This window comes from Parabacteroides sp. CT06 (assembly GCF_002257605.1).
In the GTDB taxonomy this organism is placed as follows: domain Bacteria; phylum Bacteroidota; class Bacteroidia; order Bacteroidales; family Tannerellaceae; genus Parabacteroides; species Parabacteroides distasonis.
In genome coordinates, this window is the sequence record NZ_CP022754.1 from 1285391 (window position 1) to 1300942 (window position 15552).

Annotated in this window: 12 protein-coding genes; 8 read left to right on the top strand and 4 right to left on the bottom strand. The window is 48.4% G+C overall.

Features of this window, described 5'->3' with window-relative positions; all coding sequences use genetic code 11:
• Positions 1-118: 118 nt before the first annotated feature.
• From CI960_RS05570 to CI960_RS05590, 5 genes are read left to right on the top strand one after another with little or no spacing between them, the layout of a single operon-like run.
• Positions 119-679, top strand: coding sequence for an L-threonylcarbamoyladenylate synthase (locus CI960_RS05570; protein WP_008779520.1), 561 nt, complete (start codon positions 119-121; stop codon positions 677-679).
• Between the two features lie 2 nt (positions 680-681).
• Positions 682-2082, top strand: coding sequence for a sugar transferase (locus CI960_RS05575; protein ID WP_005858225.1), 1401 nt, complete (start codon positions 682-684; stop codon positions 2080-2082).
• 1 nt (position 2083) lies between these two features.
• Entirely contained in the window at positions 2084-3868 is a 1785-nt protein-coding gene (locus CI960_RS05580) for a chloride channel protein (RefSeq protein WP_005858223.1), read from the top strand.
• 30 nt (positions 3869-3898) lie between these two features.
• Positions 3899-4873: a methionyl-tRNA formyltransferase gene (gene fmt, locus CI960_RS05585; RefSeq protein ID WP_005858220.1), complete on the top strand. Its 975-nt coding sequence runs from the start codon at positions 3899-3901 to the stop codon at positions 4871-4873.
• A complete protein-coding gene (locus CI960_RS05590) occupies positions 4873-5247 on the top strand; it encodes a YbaN family protein (RefSeq protein WP_005858218.1) in 375 nt (124 codons plus the stop codon). The genes fmt and CI960_RS05590 overlap by 1 nt, the downstream gene beginning before the upstream one ends.
• A gap of 71 nt (positions 5248-5318) precedes the next feature.
• Here the strand turns inward: CI960_RS05590 and CI960_RS05595 are convergent, their stop codons facing one another.
• Complete coding sequence (locus tag CI960_RS05595; protein ID WP_005858216.1) at positions 5319-6785, bottom strand: catalase; 1467 nt, start codon at positions 6783-6785, stop codon at positions 5319-5321.
• A gap of 987 nt (positions 6786-7772) precedes the next feature.
• On the opposite strand from CI960_RS05595, the gene CI960_RS05605 reads away from it, so the two are divergent.
• Positions 7773-8174 carry an FKBP-type peptidyl-prolyl cis-trans isomerase gene (locus tag CI960_RS05605; RefSeq protein ID WP_005858210.1) on the top strand — a complete coding sequence of 134 codons (402 nt, stop codon included), beginning with the start codon at positions 7773-7775 and terminating at the stop codon, positions 8172-8174.
• Positions 8175-8282: 108 nt separating this feature from the next.
• Here the strand turns inward: CI960_RS05605 and CI960_RS05610 are convergent, their stop codons facing one another.
• The 3 genes from CI960_RS05610 to CI960_RS05620 form a co-directional block, all read right to left on the bottom strand.
• Positions 8283-11420: an efflux RND transporter permease subunit gene (locus CI960_RS05610; protein ID WP_005858208.1), complete on the bottom strand. Its 3138-nt coding sequence runs from the start codon at positions 11418-11420 to the stop codon at positions 8283-8285.
• A gap of 7 nt (positions 11421-11427) precedes the next feature.
• On the bottom strand, positions 11428-12543 hold the full coding sequence (locus CI960_RS05615) for an efflux RND transporter periplasmic adaptor subunit (protein ID WP_005858206.1): 1116 nt from the start codon (positions 12541-12543) through the stop codon (positions 11428-11430).
• 69 nt (positions 12544-12612) lie between these two features.
• Positions 12613-14019 (bottom strand): efflux transporter outer membrane subunit, encoded by a 1407-nt coding sequence (locus CI960_RS05620; protein ID WP_005858204.1) that lies wholly within the window; start codon positions 14017-14019, stop codon positions 12613-12615.
• A 95-nt stretch (positions 14020-14114) separates the two neighbouring features.
• On the opposite strand from CI960_RS05620, the gene CI960_RS05625 reads away from it, so the two are divergent.
• Together CI960_RS05625 and CI960_RS05630 are read left to right on the top strand one after the other, a co-directional pair.
• Positions 14115-14594, top strand: coding sequence for a DUF456 domain-containing protein (locus CI960_RS05625; protein ID WP_036629000.1), 480 nt, complete (start codon positions 14115-14117; stop codon positions 14592-14594).
• A gap of 24 nt (positions 14595-14618) precedes the next feature.
• Entirely contained in the window at positions 14619-15512 is an 894-nt protein-coding gene (locus tag CI960_RS05630; protein WP_005858200.1) for a D-isomer specific 2-hydroxyacid dehydrogenase family protein, read from the top strand.
• Positions 15513-15552: the final 40 nt, after the last annotated feature.

The window sequence follows — 15552 nt, forward strand, 5'->3', positions numbered from 1 at the left end:
TAAAGTTAGAAATTAAATATGGTATATCCGGTATGGCTTAAAGAAAATAGTTTTTTTGTTATTATTTTTTTGAAGTAGGAGAATGATTCGTACATTTGCCTAAATATTATAAAATACAATGACGGAAGATATTAAAAAAGCTTGCGAAGTAATGGCCGCAGGCGGCATAATACTTTATCCTACAGACACTATCTGGGGAATTGGTTGCGACGCTACCAATGAAAAAGCCGTACAAAGAGTGTACGAGCTAAAGCGAAGGACAGACAATAAGGCTATGTTGGTCTTGATGGACAGCGAGGCTAAATTGGATAGGTACGTGTCGGATGTTCCCGATATCGCTTGGGATTTGATTAGCGTGTCTGATAAGCCGTTGACCATCATTTACTCAAGTGCCAAGAACTTGGCGACAAATCTATTGGGAGCCGATGGTAGCGTGGGTATCCGTATCACGAACGAGGAGTTCTCCAAGAAATTGTGCGAGCGCTTCCGTAAACCTTTGGTCTCTACTTCCGCCAACGTAAGCGGCGAGCCTTCTCCCGCTAATTTCAGCGAGGTATCGGAGGTGATCAAGGAGGGTGTGGATTATATCGTGAGTTATCGTCAGGACGATATGAGCAAGGCCGCTCCGTCCGGCATTATCAAGTTAGGAGCCGGTGGGCTTGTGCAGGTAATTAGATAAGGATGAAGAAAAGCGTACAAGCCGGAAAATATATTGTCTCGGATTTTATAGCGTCGTCGGTAGTCTGGTTATTATTTAACCTGATACGCTATGAGGAGGTGGCGGTGTATGAAGGGTTTGATACCGTCGGGGCCTTTTTGCTGCATATCCCCTCATTGAAGGGGCAGCTATTGATCCCGTTTTTCTGGTTCGTATTATATTGGTTTTCCGGTTATTATAATAAACCGTTCGGTAAGTCGAGGCTTACTGAGTTGTTCTCTACCCTTGGGAGCGTGTCGATCGGTGTCGTGATCTTGTTTTTTGCCTTAGTGCTGAATGACTTGCCCCGTTCTTATCACGTGTATTATGATATGTTTTTCTCTTTATGGGGATTGCAGTTTGTCTTGACGTATATTCCCCGGTTATTGATTACGCAGGCCGGGTTACGGAAGATAAAGTGCAGGGAATGGGCGTTGAATGTATTGATGATTGGGGCGGGGAAGAAGGCGGCGTGTATTGCCGACGACCTGTATGGTTTGGGTTATAATATCGTCGGTTTTGTCTCCGATGGTACGGAGAAAAAGGGCGGGGTCGCCGGAGATCGTGTGATCGGTAGGCTAGAATCTTTGCCGGTGATCGTAGAGGAGAAAAAGGTGGATGAGCTGGTTGTCGCCTTGGAGACGGTGGATAATAACCGTTTGATGGATATCCTGTATTCGTTATATTGTTATAAACGGCCGATCAAGATATTGGCGGATAAATCCAGTTCATTATCGCAAGTAAAGATCAAGGCGATAAAGGGCGTTCCGCTGGTGGACGTGACGGATAACAACTTCTTGCCCATCGAGCAGAATGTAAAGCTCTTTATGGATAAGACGTTATCTCTGATTTTCTTGGTGCTCTTATCTCCCTTGTTCCTGTATATCGCTTGGCGGGTGAAGCGGGATTCCCCCGGCCCGGTGTTTTTCAGTCAGGAACGGATCGGATACATGGGCGAGCCTTTCATGATCTATAAGTTCCGTACGATGTACACGAACGCCGAGGAGGAAGGCCCGTTGCTCTCTTCCGAGGACGATTCCCGTATCACTCCCTTCGGACGGGTGATGCGGAAATACCGCTTGGACGAGTTACCGCAGTTCTGGAACGTGCTGAAAGGGGATATGTCGCTAGTTGGCCCCCGTCCGGAACGTAAATATTTCATCGAGCGGATCGTGAGGAAAGCCCCCTTCTACTATCTGCTGCATAATGTACGTCCGGGAATCACCTCGTTGGGTATGGTGAAATATGGATATGCCGGCAGCGTGGATGAGATGATCGAGCGCTTGGAATATGATATATTATACTATGAGAATATGTCCTTGATTCTGGACATAACGATTCTCATTTATACAGTTAAAACAGTGTTTACAGGTAAAGGTATTTAAAATGGCTAACGAAGGGTTATTCTATAAATTGTTGTTATGGCGGGAAAAGCGCATCAAGGAGAAGCATTTTATCCTTATTATCAGCTTTATCGTGGGAATTTGCACAGCTGCGGCCGCTATCATATTGAAACAATTGATCCATTTCATACAACATGTATTGACGGGTAATTTCAGTGCTGACGGCGTGAACTATCTCTATTTGCTTTATCCGGTGATCGGTATCTTGTTGGCCGGCTTGTTCGTGAAATATATCGTGCGTGACGATATCGGCCATGGGGTGACGAAGATCTTGTATGCCATCTCGCAACGAAAGAGCCGTATCAAGCCGCATAATACATGGACGTCTATCGTAGCCAGTTCCGTGACGATCGGCTTTGGTGGATCGGTCGGGGCGGAGGCTCCTATCGTATTGACAGGGGCGGCTATCGGTTCTAATCTGGGACGGGTGTTCAGGATGGAGCAGAAGACGTTGATGTTGCTCGTGGGATGTGGTGCCGCCGGAGCGATCGCCGGTATCTTCAAGGCGCCTATCGCCGGGTTGGTGTTCGTGATTGAGGTATTGATGCTGGACCTTACGATGACTTCCGTGCTTCCTTTGCTGATCTCGTCGGTGACGGCGGCTACGATGTCTTATATCTTTACCGGCACCGAGGCCATGTTTAAGTTCTCTCAGACCGAGGCATTCGAGATCGAGCGTATTCCTTACGTGCTCTTGCTGGGTGTTTTTTGCGGATTGGTATCCCTTTATTTTACCCGTGTGATGAACAAGGTGGAAGGGATGTACCGGAAGTTGGGTACGTATTGGAAGAAGTTCATGTTGGGCGGCGTGATGCTGAGTATCTTGATATTCCTGTTCCCCCCACTATATGGTGAGGGCTATGATACGATCGGCTCGTTGCTGAACGGGCAGTTCTCGCATATCATGGACAAGAGTTTGTTTTACGATCTGAACGATACGTATTTCGGGGTCTTGATCTTCTTGACCTTGATCTTGCTTACGAAGGTATTCGCTTCCAGCGCCACGAATGCCGGAGGGGGTTGCGGTGGTATCTTCGCTCCTAGTTTGTATCTGGGCTGTATCGCCGGTTTTATCTTTGCGCATACGTCTAATTATTTCCCGTTCACGATGTATATCTCAGAGAAGAATTTCGCTTTGCTGGGTATGGCGGGCATTATGTCCGGGGTGATGCACGCTCCTTTGACCGGGGTTTTCTTGATTGCCGAGCTGACGGGTGGGTATGATTTGTTCCTCCCCTTGATGATCGTCTCGATCAGTTCCTATATCACGATCCTTATGTTCGAGCCTCATAGCATCTACTCCATGCGTTTGGCGCAGAAAGGCGAGTTGCTGACGCACCATAAGGATAGGGCGGTGCTTACCTTGCTACGGGCGGATAGCGTGATCGAGAAAGATTTCCAGATGGTGTCTCCGGAGATGACGTTGGGCGATATGGTAAAGGTTATTTCCCGAAGCGGGCGTAACACCTTCCCTGTTGTGGACGAGCGGGGCGTGTTGCTGGGTATCGTCTTGCTGGATAATATCCGGAATATCATGTTCCGTCCGGAGTTGTATAATCGTTTCCATGTATCGAAGTTCATGGTTTCCGCCCCGGCCAAGATCGTAATCAACACGCCGATGGATCAGATCATGCAGACGTTTGACGATACGAAAGCGTGGAATCTTCCGGTGGTCGATGAGAATGGCCATTATATCGGCTTTATGTCGAAATCGAAGATATTTAATTCCTATCGGGAGGTATTGGTCGATAACTTTTCCGGGGACTAACTTGTTAAAAACAGATCCAATTTATTGTACATGAAGAAAGAGGATTTACGAATCGTATATATGGGCACTCCCGATTTTGCCGTGGAGAGCCTGCGTGCCTTGGTAGAAGGTGGATATAATGTGGTAGGTGTCATTACGATGCCGGATAAGCCGATGGGCCGTCATGGTAGCGTGCTTCAACCGAGTGCCGTGAAGCAATATGCCGTATCGGTGGGTCTTCCGGTCTTACAGCCAGAGAAGTTGAAGGATGAGGCGTTTTTGGAGGAACTGCGTGCCTTGCGGGCGGATTTGCAGATCGTGGTGGCGTTTCGTATGCTGCCGGAGGTGGTCTGGAATATGCCCCGTCTGGGAACTTTTAATCTGCATGCCTCCTTGCTTCCGCAATACCGGGGTGCCGCTCCGATCAACTGGGCGGTTATCAATGGTGATACGGAGACCGGCGTGACTACTTTCTTTCTTACGCATGAGATCGATACGGGTAAGATCATCCGTCAGAGACATCTGCCGATCGCTGATACCGACGATGTAGAAACCGTTCACGATGCCTTGATGGTGATGGGGGCGGGGTTGGTTACCGAGACCGTGGACTTACTGTTGGATGGAAAAACAGACGCTATTCCCCAAGAGGAATTCTATAAGGATGCCGCCGAGTTGCGTCCGGCCCCGAAGATATTCAAGGATACCTGTCATATCGACTGGAACCAGCCGGTGAAGAATATCTATGATTTCGTCCGTGGGCTTTCTCCTTATCCTGCTGCTTGGACGGAATTGATCTCTGAGGATGGCAAACGTCTGGCTTTAAAGATTTACCAGGCAGAGAAACGTCCGGCGGAGCATAACTTCCCGGTCGGCTCTATCCATACGGATCATAAATCGTATATCGACGTGGCCGTGAAGGACGGTTTTCTTCGCTTGCGTTCCTTGCAACTTGCCGGAAAGAAACGGATGAATATAACGGACTTCCTGAATGGTTTCAAGCAAATCGCGGAATATACGGTTGGCTGATGAACGGGACGAGACGTATCATATACATTACGTTAGGAACGTTTTTTCTCATATTGGGAGCGATCGGTATCTTTGTCCCTTTGCTCCCGACCACTCCTTTTTGGTTACTGACTTGTTGGTTTTATGTCCGTAGCTCGGAGAAGCTTTATAACCGGGTGATGAGCAATCGTTATTTCGGGCCGCATATTAAGGGCTTTGTGGAAGATAAGGCTATTCCTTTGCGTTCCAAGATTATCACGATCGCTATCATGTGGCTATCTACGATCATTACTTCCCTTTTGCTAGTCGGCTATTGGTGGGTGAAAGCTTTGTTAGGGCTTATCAGTATCGGGGTCTCATGGCATATCCTCTCTTATCCTACTAAAAAAGAATGAGATAACCTGTTCATCCATAGGATTACTGGGGTTATCCCTCTTTTATCGCTTTCTATCGTAGCCTTACTACTTTATCGGTCTTCTTTCAAGGCCTCTTCTAAGCTGATTCCTAGAGCTTCAGCTACTCCCTTACCGTAAGCAGGGTCTGCCTTGTAGCAATTGCGTACGTGGCGTTGCTTGATGAACAGTTGGGCGTTACCCATCGCACGGGCGGTATTTCCGAATAACAACTGTTGCTCTTCCGGCGGCATCAAACGGAATAAGGCACCCGGTTGGCTGTAGTAATCATCATCGTACTCACGCTCGTTGTAATTATAAACATCCCCGTGTACTTTCAAAGGCGGTTCCTTCTTCTCGGGAGAGTCTTTCCATTCGCCGAAGCTGTTAGGTTCGTAACCCTTTGCGGCTCCATAGTTTCCGTCTACACGCATCGCTCCGTCACGGTGATAGGCATGGAACGGACAACGGGGCTTGTTCACCGGGATCTGCTCTAGGTTCACGCCAAGGCGGTAACGCTGGGCGTCGCCATAAGAGAATAGACGACCTTGTAACATCTTGTCTGGGGAGAAGCCGATGCCTTCGACAGTATTCATCGGGTTGAATGCGGCTTGCTCCACGTCTTGGAAATAATTCTCCGGATTACGGTTCAACTCGAGGATACCGACATCCATTAACGGGAAGTCCTTATGCGGCCATACTTTCGTGAGGTCGAACGGGTTGATCGGATAGGTCTCGGCCTGCTCCTCAGTCATCAATTGGATCTGGAATTTCCATTTCGGGAAGTCCCCACGCTCGATACTCTCGAACAAATCACGCTGATGGGATTCACGATCCTTGGCGATGATCGCAGCCGCTTCCTCGTCACTCAAGTTCTTGATACCTTGCAGGGTTCTGAGATGGAACTTCACCCAGATACGTTCGTTCTTATTGTTGATAAAACTGTACGTATGGCTACCGAAACCATGCATATGTCGATAAGAGTAAGGAATGCCGCGAGAACTCATCGTAATCGTTACTTGATGCAGGGCCTCGGGAAGCAAAGTCCAGAAATCCCAGTTGTTATCCTCGCTTCGTAGATTCGTTTTCGGGTCACGTTTGACCGCATGATTCAAGTCCGGGAACTTTAGGGGATCACGCAAGAAGAATACGGGGGTGTTGTTACCTACCAAGTCCCAGTTACCCTCCTCTGTGTAGAATTTCATGGCGAATCCACGGATATCACGCTCTGCGTCGGCTGCTCCACGCTCTCCGGCTACGGTGGAGAAACGGACAAAGCAGTCAGTTTTCTTGCCTACCTCGCTGAAAATAGCCGCTTTCGTATACTTTGTGATATCATGTGTAACGGTAAAGGTACCGAATGCGCCGGAACCTTTGGCGTGCATGCGTCTTTCTGGGATCACTTCACGGTCGAAGTGCGCTAGCTTCTCAATGAACCAAGGGTCTTGTAATACCATCGGGCCACGTGGCCCCACTGTTTGTACGTTCTGATTGTCCGCAACAGGGCGCCCGTTGGCGGCAGTTAGTTTTTTGTCTTCCATAACTTTAGTTTTTATGTCGCAATAAAGAATTTTAGATAAAGTAATCTTTAAATAAAACTGTTTAGAAACAACAATTGTTTTTAACTTCTTGACAAAAATAAGATGTTGTTAGACAGTTGTCAAATAGTTAATATCTATAAATATATAGACGGGTAGTAGAAACTCAGTGGGGATAGGCGCATGAGTTATAAAAGTATCTTAGTTTCATCGCCCCATACACCTAAGATACTTCGCCAATGAACTTAGGATACTTTCTCGATGAAACTAAGATACCTTGTTTAAAAGGTATGGATACAAAAAAGCGATTGTCTGGCAAGATGCCAAGCAACCGCGGTATGGTTTGAAAAAATCAAATGTTCACCTTCCCGGTAAAATGGGGTGTTACTTATTTATTGTAACCCCATTTTGTTAACTCCGACTGACCGATAGCAGCGAGTGATCTCAAGCAGCTATCCAAAAAATGTCTAATAAAACTTTTCATAGCTCATTTTCTTTTTAATTAATAAATCTGTGCCTTTCGACACGTTCTAAATCTCACATAACTTTTGAAGTCCGAGTAACGAATGAATTGAAAACCTAAACCTTTAACCTTTTAACCTATTACTAACCTAATCCCGGACTTCTGATAACCTTAACCTAAACCTTCCTCTTTTTCATCGTGAGGTTTACCACATGCGGTAAACCCAAATTGTCCAAGGTTGAAACCCTAGCAAATCGATGTAACGTTTAAACAATCTCTTTACCATATTTGCTTTACAATTATGTTTTACGACACAAATATACGGCGTTATTCCATACGTGGTATGTTTTATAGCATGTTTTTTGCGGATTCCTATGTTTTCTTGATCTATGATAAAAAAAGCGGGAATCAGATTCATATAATGATAGTATTTGAACGTTTGGCATGTCTATTGTGTTACCATGCCATTGAGTTTCTATTTCTATTTGCTACATTTGCGGAGCTAAATGTAAGATAATGTAATATATATGAGTAGAAAAGAGGAGTACAAAGAGAAGAATCTATTGTATTTGGACGAGATCGCTTCGGAAGAGGGAACCCGGACATTACCGTGCGGTATATTATATAAGGTAATACAAGCGGGTACAGGCAAAGTCTCTCCTAATCGGGAAAGCGTCGTTTCCGTACATTATAAAGGAACGTTGATTAACGGAAGGGAATTTGATAACTCATGGAAACGGGGTTGCCCGGAAGCCTTTCGCTTGAACCAAGTGATTGAAGGCTGGCAATTGGCTCTTCAAGAAATGCGGGTAGGGGATAGATGGATAATCTATATCCCTTACAATTTTGGTTATGGTAATCGTGCCTCGGCTCCGATCCCTGCTTTCTCCACATTAATATTTGAGGTAGAGTTGTTGGGAATCGCCTAATTCCAATCATAGAATATATAATAATGTATCCGAAGGGAGTAAAAAAGAATAACCATGGGTTTAGCCATGGCTATTCTCTTTTTGCCTCATTAGAGGATTGGAAACTTTCTATTGTTTAGGCGTATCATCCGTCTTCTTTCCTTTATCCAGCCATTTCTCTTGGATGGTCTGCATCAGTTCATAGAAGTTAGGGATGAACATCGTGGCGAATATCGTATTGATAGCCATACCGAATACTACCGCCGCACCTAAGGATATACGGCTGGCCGCTCCCGCTCCGGTAGCGAAAAGCAAAGGCATGACACCCAATACAAAGGCGAACGAGGTCATCAGGATCGGACGTAAACGAACGTGTCCGGCTTCCAAGGCGGAATCCCGTATCGGATTACCTTCCTTTCGGAAATCCCGGGCGAACTCTACGATCAAGATACCATTCTTGGCGGACAAGGCGATCAATAAGATAATACCGATCTGGGTATATACGCTTACCGGAACCCCCATCACCCAGCAGCCGATAATAGCTCCCAACAAGGCGATCGGCAAACCCATGATAGCCGCCAACGGACTTGTCCAGCTCTCATATTGAGCCGAGAGAACCAAGAAAGCGACTAGCAACGCCATGGCGAAAATAATCACCGTCGTAGATCCTGCTTTCGTCTCTTGATAAGCGACCGAGGTCCATTCATATCCAAAATTATCACCTAATTGCTCCTGTATCAGCTCCTCCATCGCTAGGATCGCTTCTCCGGAGCTATATTTCGGGTTGGCGATACAAGTAATAGCCGCCGATGAATACATATTATATAGGTTGATCTGGTCTAATCCCAATTGCTCGTCTAATTCGATAAAAGAGGAGAAGGGTACCATCTCTCCTTTACTATTCGCCAGACTCAAACGGAGTACATCATCGATCACTTTCTGCGCCTCTCCGTTCGCCTCGATCTTAACTTGGTAAATACGTCCGAACTCCACGAAATCGTTCACGTACGCCGCTCCCATATAATAGCTGAGCGTGGAGAATACTTGATTCAACTGAAGACCGAGCATCTGCACCTTATCCCGGTCTATCTTCAGTAGATACTGCGGGGTATTGGCCTGATACATACAAGAAAGGTTCAGCAATTGCGGTTTCGAGCGGTAGCTGGCCAGCAATGTCTCCACGGCATGCTGCATCTCCGTCGGACCTAGGTTCTTACGATCCTCCAATTGCAGTTGCAAGCCGCCCGAAGCGCCCAACCCCGGGATAGCTGGCGGTACCATACCGAATACCTGCGCTTCTTGGATAGCCGATGCCTCCCGGTTGAAACGGTTGGTCACGGCCTCTGCCGTATGCTCCTTACCTTTACGTTCGTTCCAGTTCTTTAGGATCACGAAGAAGGTGGCCGTATTGGATTGCTCCCCTCCACCCATTACGGAGAATCCGCTAACGCTGATGAATGATTTCACCTCGGGGTACGTCTTTAGGATCTCGTCAATCTGCTTGGTGACCGCCTCCGTCCGGTTCAAGCTCGCCGCCGGGGGTAATTGGGATACGACTAGGAAATAGCCGTCATCCTCTTCGGGTATAAAGGTTGTCGGCCAACGCATAAACAAGATAACCGCTACCGCCGTGATGATACCGTAAACGATCATCGCCGCTCCCGGTCGTTTCAGCATCCGCTCCACGATCGAGTCGTACATCTTCTGAGTCTTTCCGTATACCTTATTGAATCCTTTGAAGAGGAAGAATTTCGGTTCTTCCGTATTCTTCTCCAAGAAAAGGGCGCAAAGCGAGGGCGTAAGCGTAAGCGAGTTAAATCCGCTTAATACGGTAGCGGCGGCGATTGTCAAGGCGAATTGCTTATAGAGCTGCCCGGAGATACCGCTGATAAACGTTGTCGGGATAAATACCGCCAATAATACCAATACCACGCCCACGATAGGCCCTACGATCTCATCCATGGCCTTCGATACCGCCTCATGGGCCGTATATTTCCCGGTATCGAGGAGCCGGGTGGAGTTCTCTACCACCACGATGGCGTCGTCTACCACCACCGCTATCGCCAGAATCAAGCCGAATAAGGTCAACGTATTAATGGAGAAGCCTAAAGCCGCCATGACCGCCAGTGTACCGATCAATGAGACCGGAATCGTAATGAACGGGATGACTACCGCCCGGAAATTCTGTAAGAATAAGAAGATGACCAAGACCACCAGCAAGGTTGTCTCCAAGAACGTGATAAGCACCTCATGGATGGAGGCGTCGATCACCTCGGTCGTATCCAAGGTCACTTTGTATTCCACGCCTTCGGGTAAGGAACTGCCTAATTCTTTCATCTTGGCCTTTACCACCTTCGATACATCCAAGGAGTTGGAGCCCGGCAACTGGTAGATCGCTATCGCCGCCGTCGGCTGTCCGCTTAATTTAGAGACCACGTTGTAAGAGGAGCTACCCAACTCTATGCGGGCGATATCCTTCAATCGCAGGATCTTACCACCTTGCCCGGTCTTAAGGACAATATTGCCGAACTCATCCGGTGTCGTCAACCGTCCTTTCACGGTCAAGGTATATTGATAGGGGTTATCCGCCCGTAGAATCGGTTGGCCTACGTAACCGGCGGATACTTGGGCGTTTTGCGTGGATATGGCTTGATAGACCATGTCCGGCGTCAAGTTACGGATACGCATCGCCTCCGGGTCTAGCCAGATACGCATGCTGTAGTTTCCGGCTCCCATCACCTGTACCGAGCCTACACCCGGCAGCCGGGTTAGCTGGTCTATCATATTTAAGGTGGCGTAATTACTTAAATACAACCCGTCGTAAATGGAATCCTTGGAACTTAGGGTAAGCATCATCACGATATTGGAGGATTGCTTGCGGGTGGTGATACCTTGTACGATCACGGGTTCCGGTAAGCTACTTTGGGCGATACTCACCCGGTTTTGCACCATGACGGTCGCCATGTCGATATCCGTTCCCACGGCGAAGGTGATCGTTAGGGAGTAAGCCCCCGAACTGGAGGAGTTTGAACTCATGTAAAGCATACCGTCCACGCCGTTTACCTGTTGCTCGATCGGTAAACCTACGGTCTGCGCTACGGTCTGTGCGTCCGCCCCGGGATAAACGGCGGATACCTGTACGGTAGGCGGCGTGATCTCCGGATACTGGGCGATCGGTAATATATTGAGGGTGACCAAACCCGCCACGACGATGATCAGAGCAAGTACGGTGGCGAATATCGGTCTGTTAATAAAGAACTTTACCATAGCTTGCTTATTTTATAGGTTTGATAGTCATGCCATCTCGTACCTTAAGCAGGGCGGAGGTGACATAGGAGTCTTTGGGGCTGATACCGGCGGTCACTTGGCGAAGCGTATCGTCTACCAATTGGCCCACCTCGATAGGACGGTATCGTACGACATTGGAGTCGTTCACGATATAAAGGTACTTCCCTAATTGGTCGGTACCGATCGAGGCGTCGCGAACCAAGACCGCATTCGGCTGCTCGGCATACGGCAGGGTGATGGTGACATATAAGCCACTCTTCAATACATGCTTCGGGTTATCCAGATTGGCACGTACGTTCAGGGTACCGGTCGATAGGTCGATATTGGGGGATAGATAATCCAGCCGGCCCGTATACGCATTGCCGCCATCCTTGCCTATGCTGACGAGGATCTCGGTCGGAAGCTTCACGGTGCTATCGTTGCGGGCGGCTTCCAGCATCATCTTCATGAACTGGTTATCCTCGATATTGAAATTGGCGAACATCAAGTCGTCCTTGTATAAGGTGGCCAAGGTAACCGGCTGGACGGCTCCGTTGATGTAATTACCTATATCGTAGCTGGCCCGGGTAACCGCACCGTCGAAAGGCGCACGGATATAGCAATAGCTCAAGTTGGTCCGTGCGGTATTCAACTCCGCCTCGGCATTCTTCACGGCAGCCTCAGACTCCGATACGGTAGCCTCCGCTTGGATCACTTGTATCTGGCTTACGGCGCCGCTCTTAGCCGCCTCCTTCATACGCTCGTAGTTACTGCGTGCATATTCCAGCTGGGCTTTGGAGGTCTTTACGGAAGCCTCGGCTTGGGTGACGTTATCTTGATAGGTGTCCGGTTCGATCACGAAGATAAGATCGCCCTTCTTCACCCGGCTTCCGGCCTTGAGGTAAGAGGTACGCAAGTATCCGTTGACACGTGCGACCAAGTCTACTTTCAGTTGTGAACTAAGGTATCCGGGGTATTCTTTAGTCAAGGTAATGTCCCTCACGATCGGCGTGGATACGCTTATGGAGGGCACGGGCGTTTCCATCGGCTTGCTTTTCCCCTTGCAAGACGCCAGTAATAAGGCGGAGGCTCCGATAATCCCTATGTAAACAAATGTCTTCATATCTTTTGTCTTTAATGATTATTTATATTAATTGTTTGAGTGGGCTTTTGTTCGATCGGATCGAACGGCCTACATAGGATTCCATCCTCCGCCCAATGACTGATAAAGCTGTATCAAGTTCAGTAGTGAGCTACCTTGAGCCTGTGTCAATTGGTTCTGGTAGGTGAGGAGGGAGCGTTGCGCGTCCAGTACGTTTTGGAAAGGCGTAAGGCCCTGCTTATAGAGGTCAAGGGAAAGATCCAAGGTCTGTTTTCCTTGGTTTACCACTTCCCGGAGGGCTACGATCTGCTTGATCGAGTTCTTGTACGAGCTCATGGCGTTATCCACTTCCTGTACGGAGGTAAGCACGGTCTGGTTGAATTGCCGGATCGACTCGTCCAACTGGGCTTTCGCCAACCGGGTAGCCTGTATCTTCTGGGTGCCTTGGAAGAAGTTCCACGTAAGGGTAGGGGCGATCTCATAGGTCAAGCTATTATGATTCGCCAGCTTGTCGAAGTCGTGGGAGGCGAAACCGATCGAGCCTTTCACGAATACTTTCGGCCACCAATCGGACTTAGAGGCCCCGAGCGAGGCGGCAAGCGCATTGACCTGCCGTTCTGCCGCACGTACATCCGGACGGCGTAGCAACAGGTTTGCCGGCAAACCTACACCGACCGGCTCGATATATTCCGGCAAGGAAGCGTCTGTCTCCATGATCTTTTGTAGATCGGAAGGGTACAGGCCTAACAGGATCGCCAAGGAGTTTGCGTATTGGATGATACCGGCCTCCAGCATCGGTAGGGAGGCTTTCGTGCTGTAGTATACGGATTGCGCCTGCGCTACATCCAGTTTGGAGACTAGCCCGGTCTCATACCGTTTCTGGGTGATCTGTACGACCGTCTGTTGGGAGCGGCAGTTCTGTTGCGCTACCTTTACCTCTTGTTGCAGTTCCCTCATATTGATGTATGAGGAGGCTACTTGAGCGCAAAGGGAGACCATGGCGGCGTTGTATTCCTCTTTCGAGGCGGCGAAATTCTCTTTCTCCGCTTTCACCCGGTTCCGGATACTCCCGAATACGTCCACCTCCCAGTTCATATCTACGGTAGCGCTGGAATATTGGGTGATCGCCTTGGGTACCTGATTGATATTGCCGCTACTTTGTTGCCGTGTCCATCCGGCGGAAAGCCCTAGGGTGGGCGAGTAGCTTCCTTGTGCCGACCGCAGGTTGGCTTTTGCCATGGCGATCCTGTCCATCGCCATTTGCACGGAATAGTTTTGTTTCACGGCTACTTCTATCAGCGAGTCCAGTAACGGGTCCTTAAAATTTCTCCACCAATTATCTTCTACGGGAAGTGTCTGCTGGAAATCACTCCCTTCCTCAGACCATGACCCGGGTAGGGCACGGTCTAAATACGTATGCTCTGTCTGCGCCATTACCCCGATCGGTACCAGCAAGCACAACAAAGCATAACATGTCAGGCGTAAATGTTTGTGCATAAATATATATGTTTAGATTTAGCTTTTAGCAAAACAGTTAAGGGTGGGAAATGTTTGTATCTTTGTCTATTTATATATCCCAAAAACTGAAATATATGGATATCTTATTGGTTATACTAGGCGTTATCTGTTTGTTGGTGGGATTGGCGGGGTGTTTTTTGCCGATCTTGCCGGGGCCGCCGGTAGCGTATTTGGCTTTGTGGCTGTTGCATTTTACGGGTTATGCGGAATTTACGGTTACGGAGTTGGTCGTGTGGGGATTGCTGGTCGTGTTGGTACAGGCGATGGACTATGTTACGCCCATGCTGGGGACTAAGTATAGCGGAGGGTCCAAGTGGGGAAATTGGGGATGTGCCGTGGGAACCGTGGTCGGCATATTCGTGTTTCCGCCTTGGGGAATCTTGCTGGGTCCTTTCGTGGGGGCTTTCGTTGGGGAACTTTTGGGAGGCAAGGCGTCCGGAGATGCGTTGAAGGCTAGTTTCGGGGCGTTTGCGGGTTTTTTATTGAGTGTCGTGCTGAAGGTTACCCTTTGCGGCTATTTTATTTATAGCTTTGTGAGAGGGATAATTAATTGAAGATGGTAATTAATAATGTGAGATATGTTTGAGAAAATAGTAGTGGTAGATTCTACCGGGTTGAATACATGGGGAGTGGAGCGTTTGAAGGAGCTTGGAAAAGAGGTTGTTTTTTATACCGGCATTCCGGAAACGGATGAGGAGATTGTGAACCGGATCGGGGACGCAGATTGCGTACTCGTCTCTTATAATACACAGATCCGGAGGAACGTGATCGAGGCTTGCCCGAATATCAAATACATCGGGATGTGCTGTACCCTCTATAGCGAGTCTAGCGCGAATGTGGATATAGCCGCCGCACGTGAGCGGGGGATAACGGTCTTGGGCATCCGCGACTATGGCGATGAGGGAGTCGTGGAGTATGTCATTAGCGAGCTGGTCCGTTTGTTGCATGGTTTCGGCGGGAAACAGTGGAGACATAAGGCGTATGAGCTGGGCGGGCAAAAAGTAGGCATCGTGGGATTGGGCCGCACCGGGAGAATGATCGCTGACGCTCTTCGTTTCTTGGGGGCTGAGGTCTATTATTTCAGCCGTACCCGTAAGCCGGATGCCGAGGCCGCCGGTATCGCTTACCTGCCTTTGCGGGAGTTGCTGCCGGAGGTGGATATTTTATGTACTTGCTTGCCTCGTAATACGATTCTTCTGGGGGCGGATGAGTTTCGTTTGTTCGGTAATCTGAAGATATTGATCAATACGTCGGTAGGGCCTACTTTCCGTGTCCCGGATTTACAACGTTGGCTTAGCGCCCATAAGCGGAATTTCTTCTTATGCGATGAGGTCGGTATTGGGAATTATGCGGATACCTTGACGCAATTCGATAATGTCATATATACCCCGAAAGTCTCCGGCCACTCGGAGCAATGTATGGAGCGATTGTCGCAAAAGGTAATAGCGAATATCGAAAGCTATCTAAATTGACATGACCCTGTGTCAAAACTCTTGGTGGTCTATCTTTTAG

Excerpts from the sequence above, each read along its gene's own strand:
- CI960_RS05605 (WP_005858210.1), top strand. The coding sequence starts at position 7,773 with ATGAGTAGAAAAGAGGAGTACAAAGAGAAGAATCTATTGTATTTGGAC.
- CI960_RS05595 (WP_005858216.1), bottom strand. The coding sequence starts at position 6,785 with ATGGAAGACAAAAAACTAACTGCCGCCAACGGGCGCCCTGTTGCGGAC.
- CI960_RS05630 (WP_005858200.1), top strand. The coding sequence starts at position 14,619 with ATGTTTGAGAAAATAGTAGTGGTAGATTCTACCGGGTTGAATACATGG.
- CI960_RS05620 (WP_005858204.1), bottom strand. The coding sequence starts at position 14,019 with ATGCACAAACATTTACGCCTGACATGTTATGCTTTGTTGTGCTTGCTG.
- CI960_RS05615 (WP_005858206.1), bottom strand. The coding sequence starts at position 12,543 with ATGAAGACATTTGTTTACATAGGGATTATCGGAGCCTCCGCCTTATTA.
- CI960_RS05625 (WP_036629000.1), top strand. The coding sequence starts at position 14,115 with ATGGATATCTTATTGGTTATACTAGGCGTTATCTGTTTGTTGGTGGGA.
- fmt (WP_005858220.1), top strand. The coding sequence starts at position 3,899 with ATGAAGAAAGAGGATTTACGAATCGTATATATGGGCACTCCCGATTTT.
- CI960_RS05570 (WP_008779520.1), top strand. The coding sequence starts at position 119 with ATGACGGAAGATATTAAAAAAGCTTGCGAAGTAATGGCCGCAGGCGGC.
- CI960_RS05610 (WP_005858208.1), bottom strand. The coding sequence starts at position 11,420 with ATGGTAAAGTTCTTTATTAACAGACCGATATTCGCCACCGTACTTGCT.
- CI960_RS05590 (WP_005858218.1), top strand. The coding sequence starts at position 4,873 with ATGAACGGGACGAGACGTATCATATACATTACGTTAGGAACGTTTTTT.
- CI960_RS05575 (WP_005858225.1), top strand. The coding sequence starts at position 682 with ATGAAGAAAAGCGTACAAGCCGGAAAATATATTGTCTCGGATTTTATA.
- CI960_RS05580 (WP_005858223.1), top strand. The coding sequence starts at position 2,084 with ATGGCTAACGAAGGGTTATTCTATAAATTGTTGTTATGGCGGGAAAAG.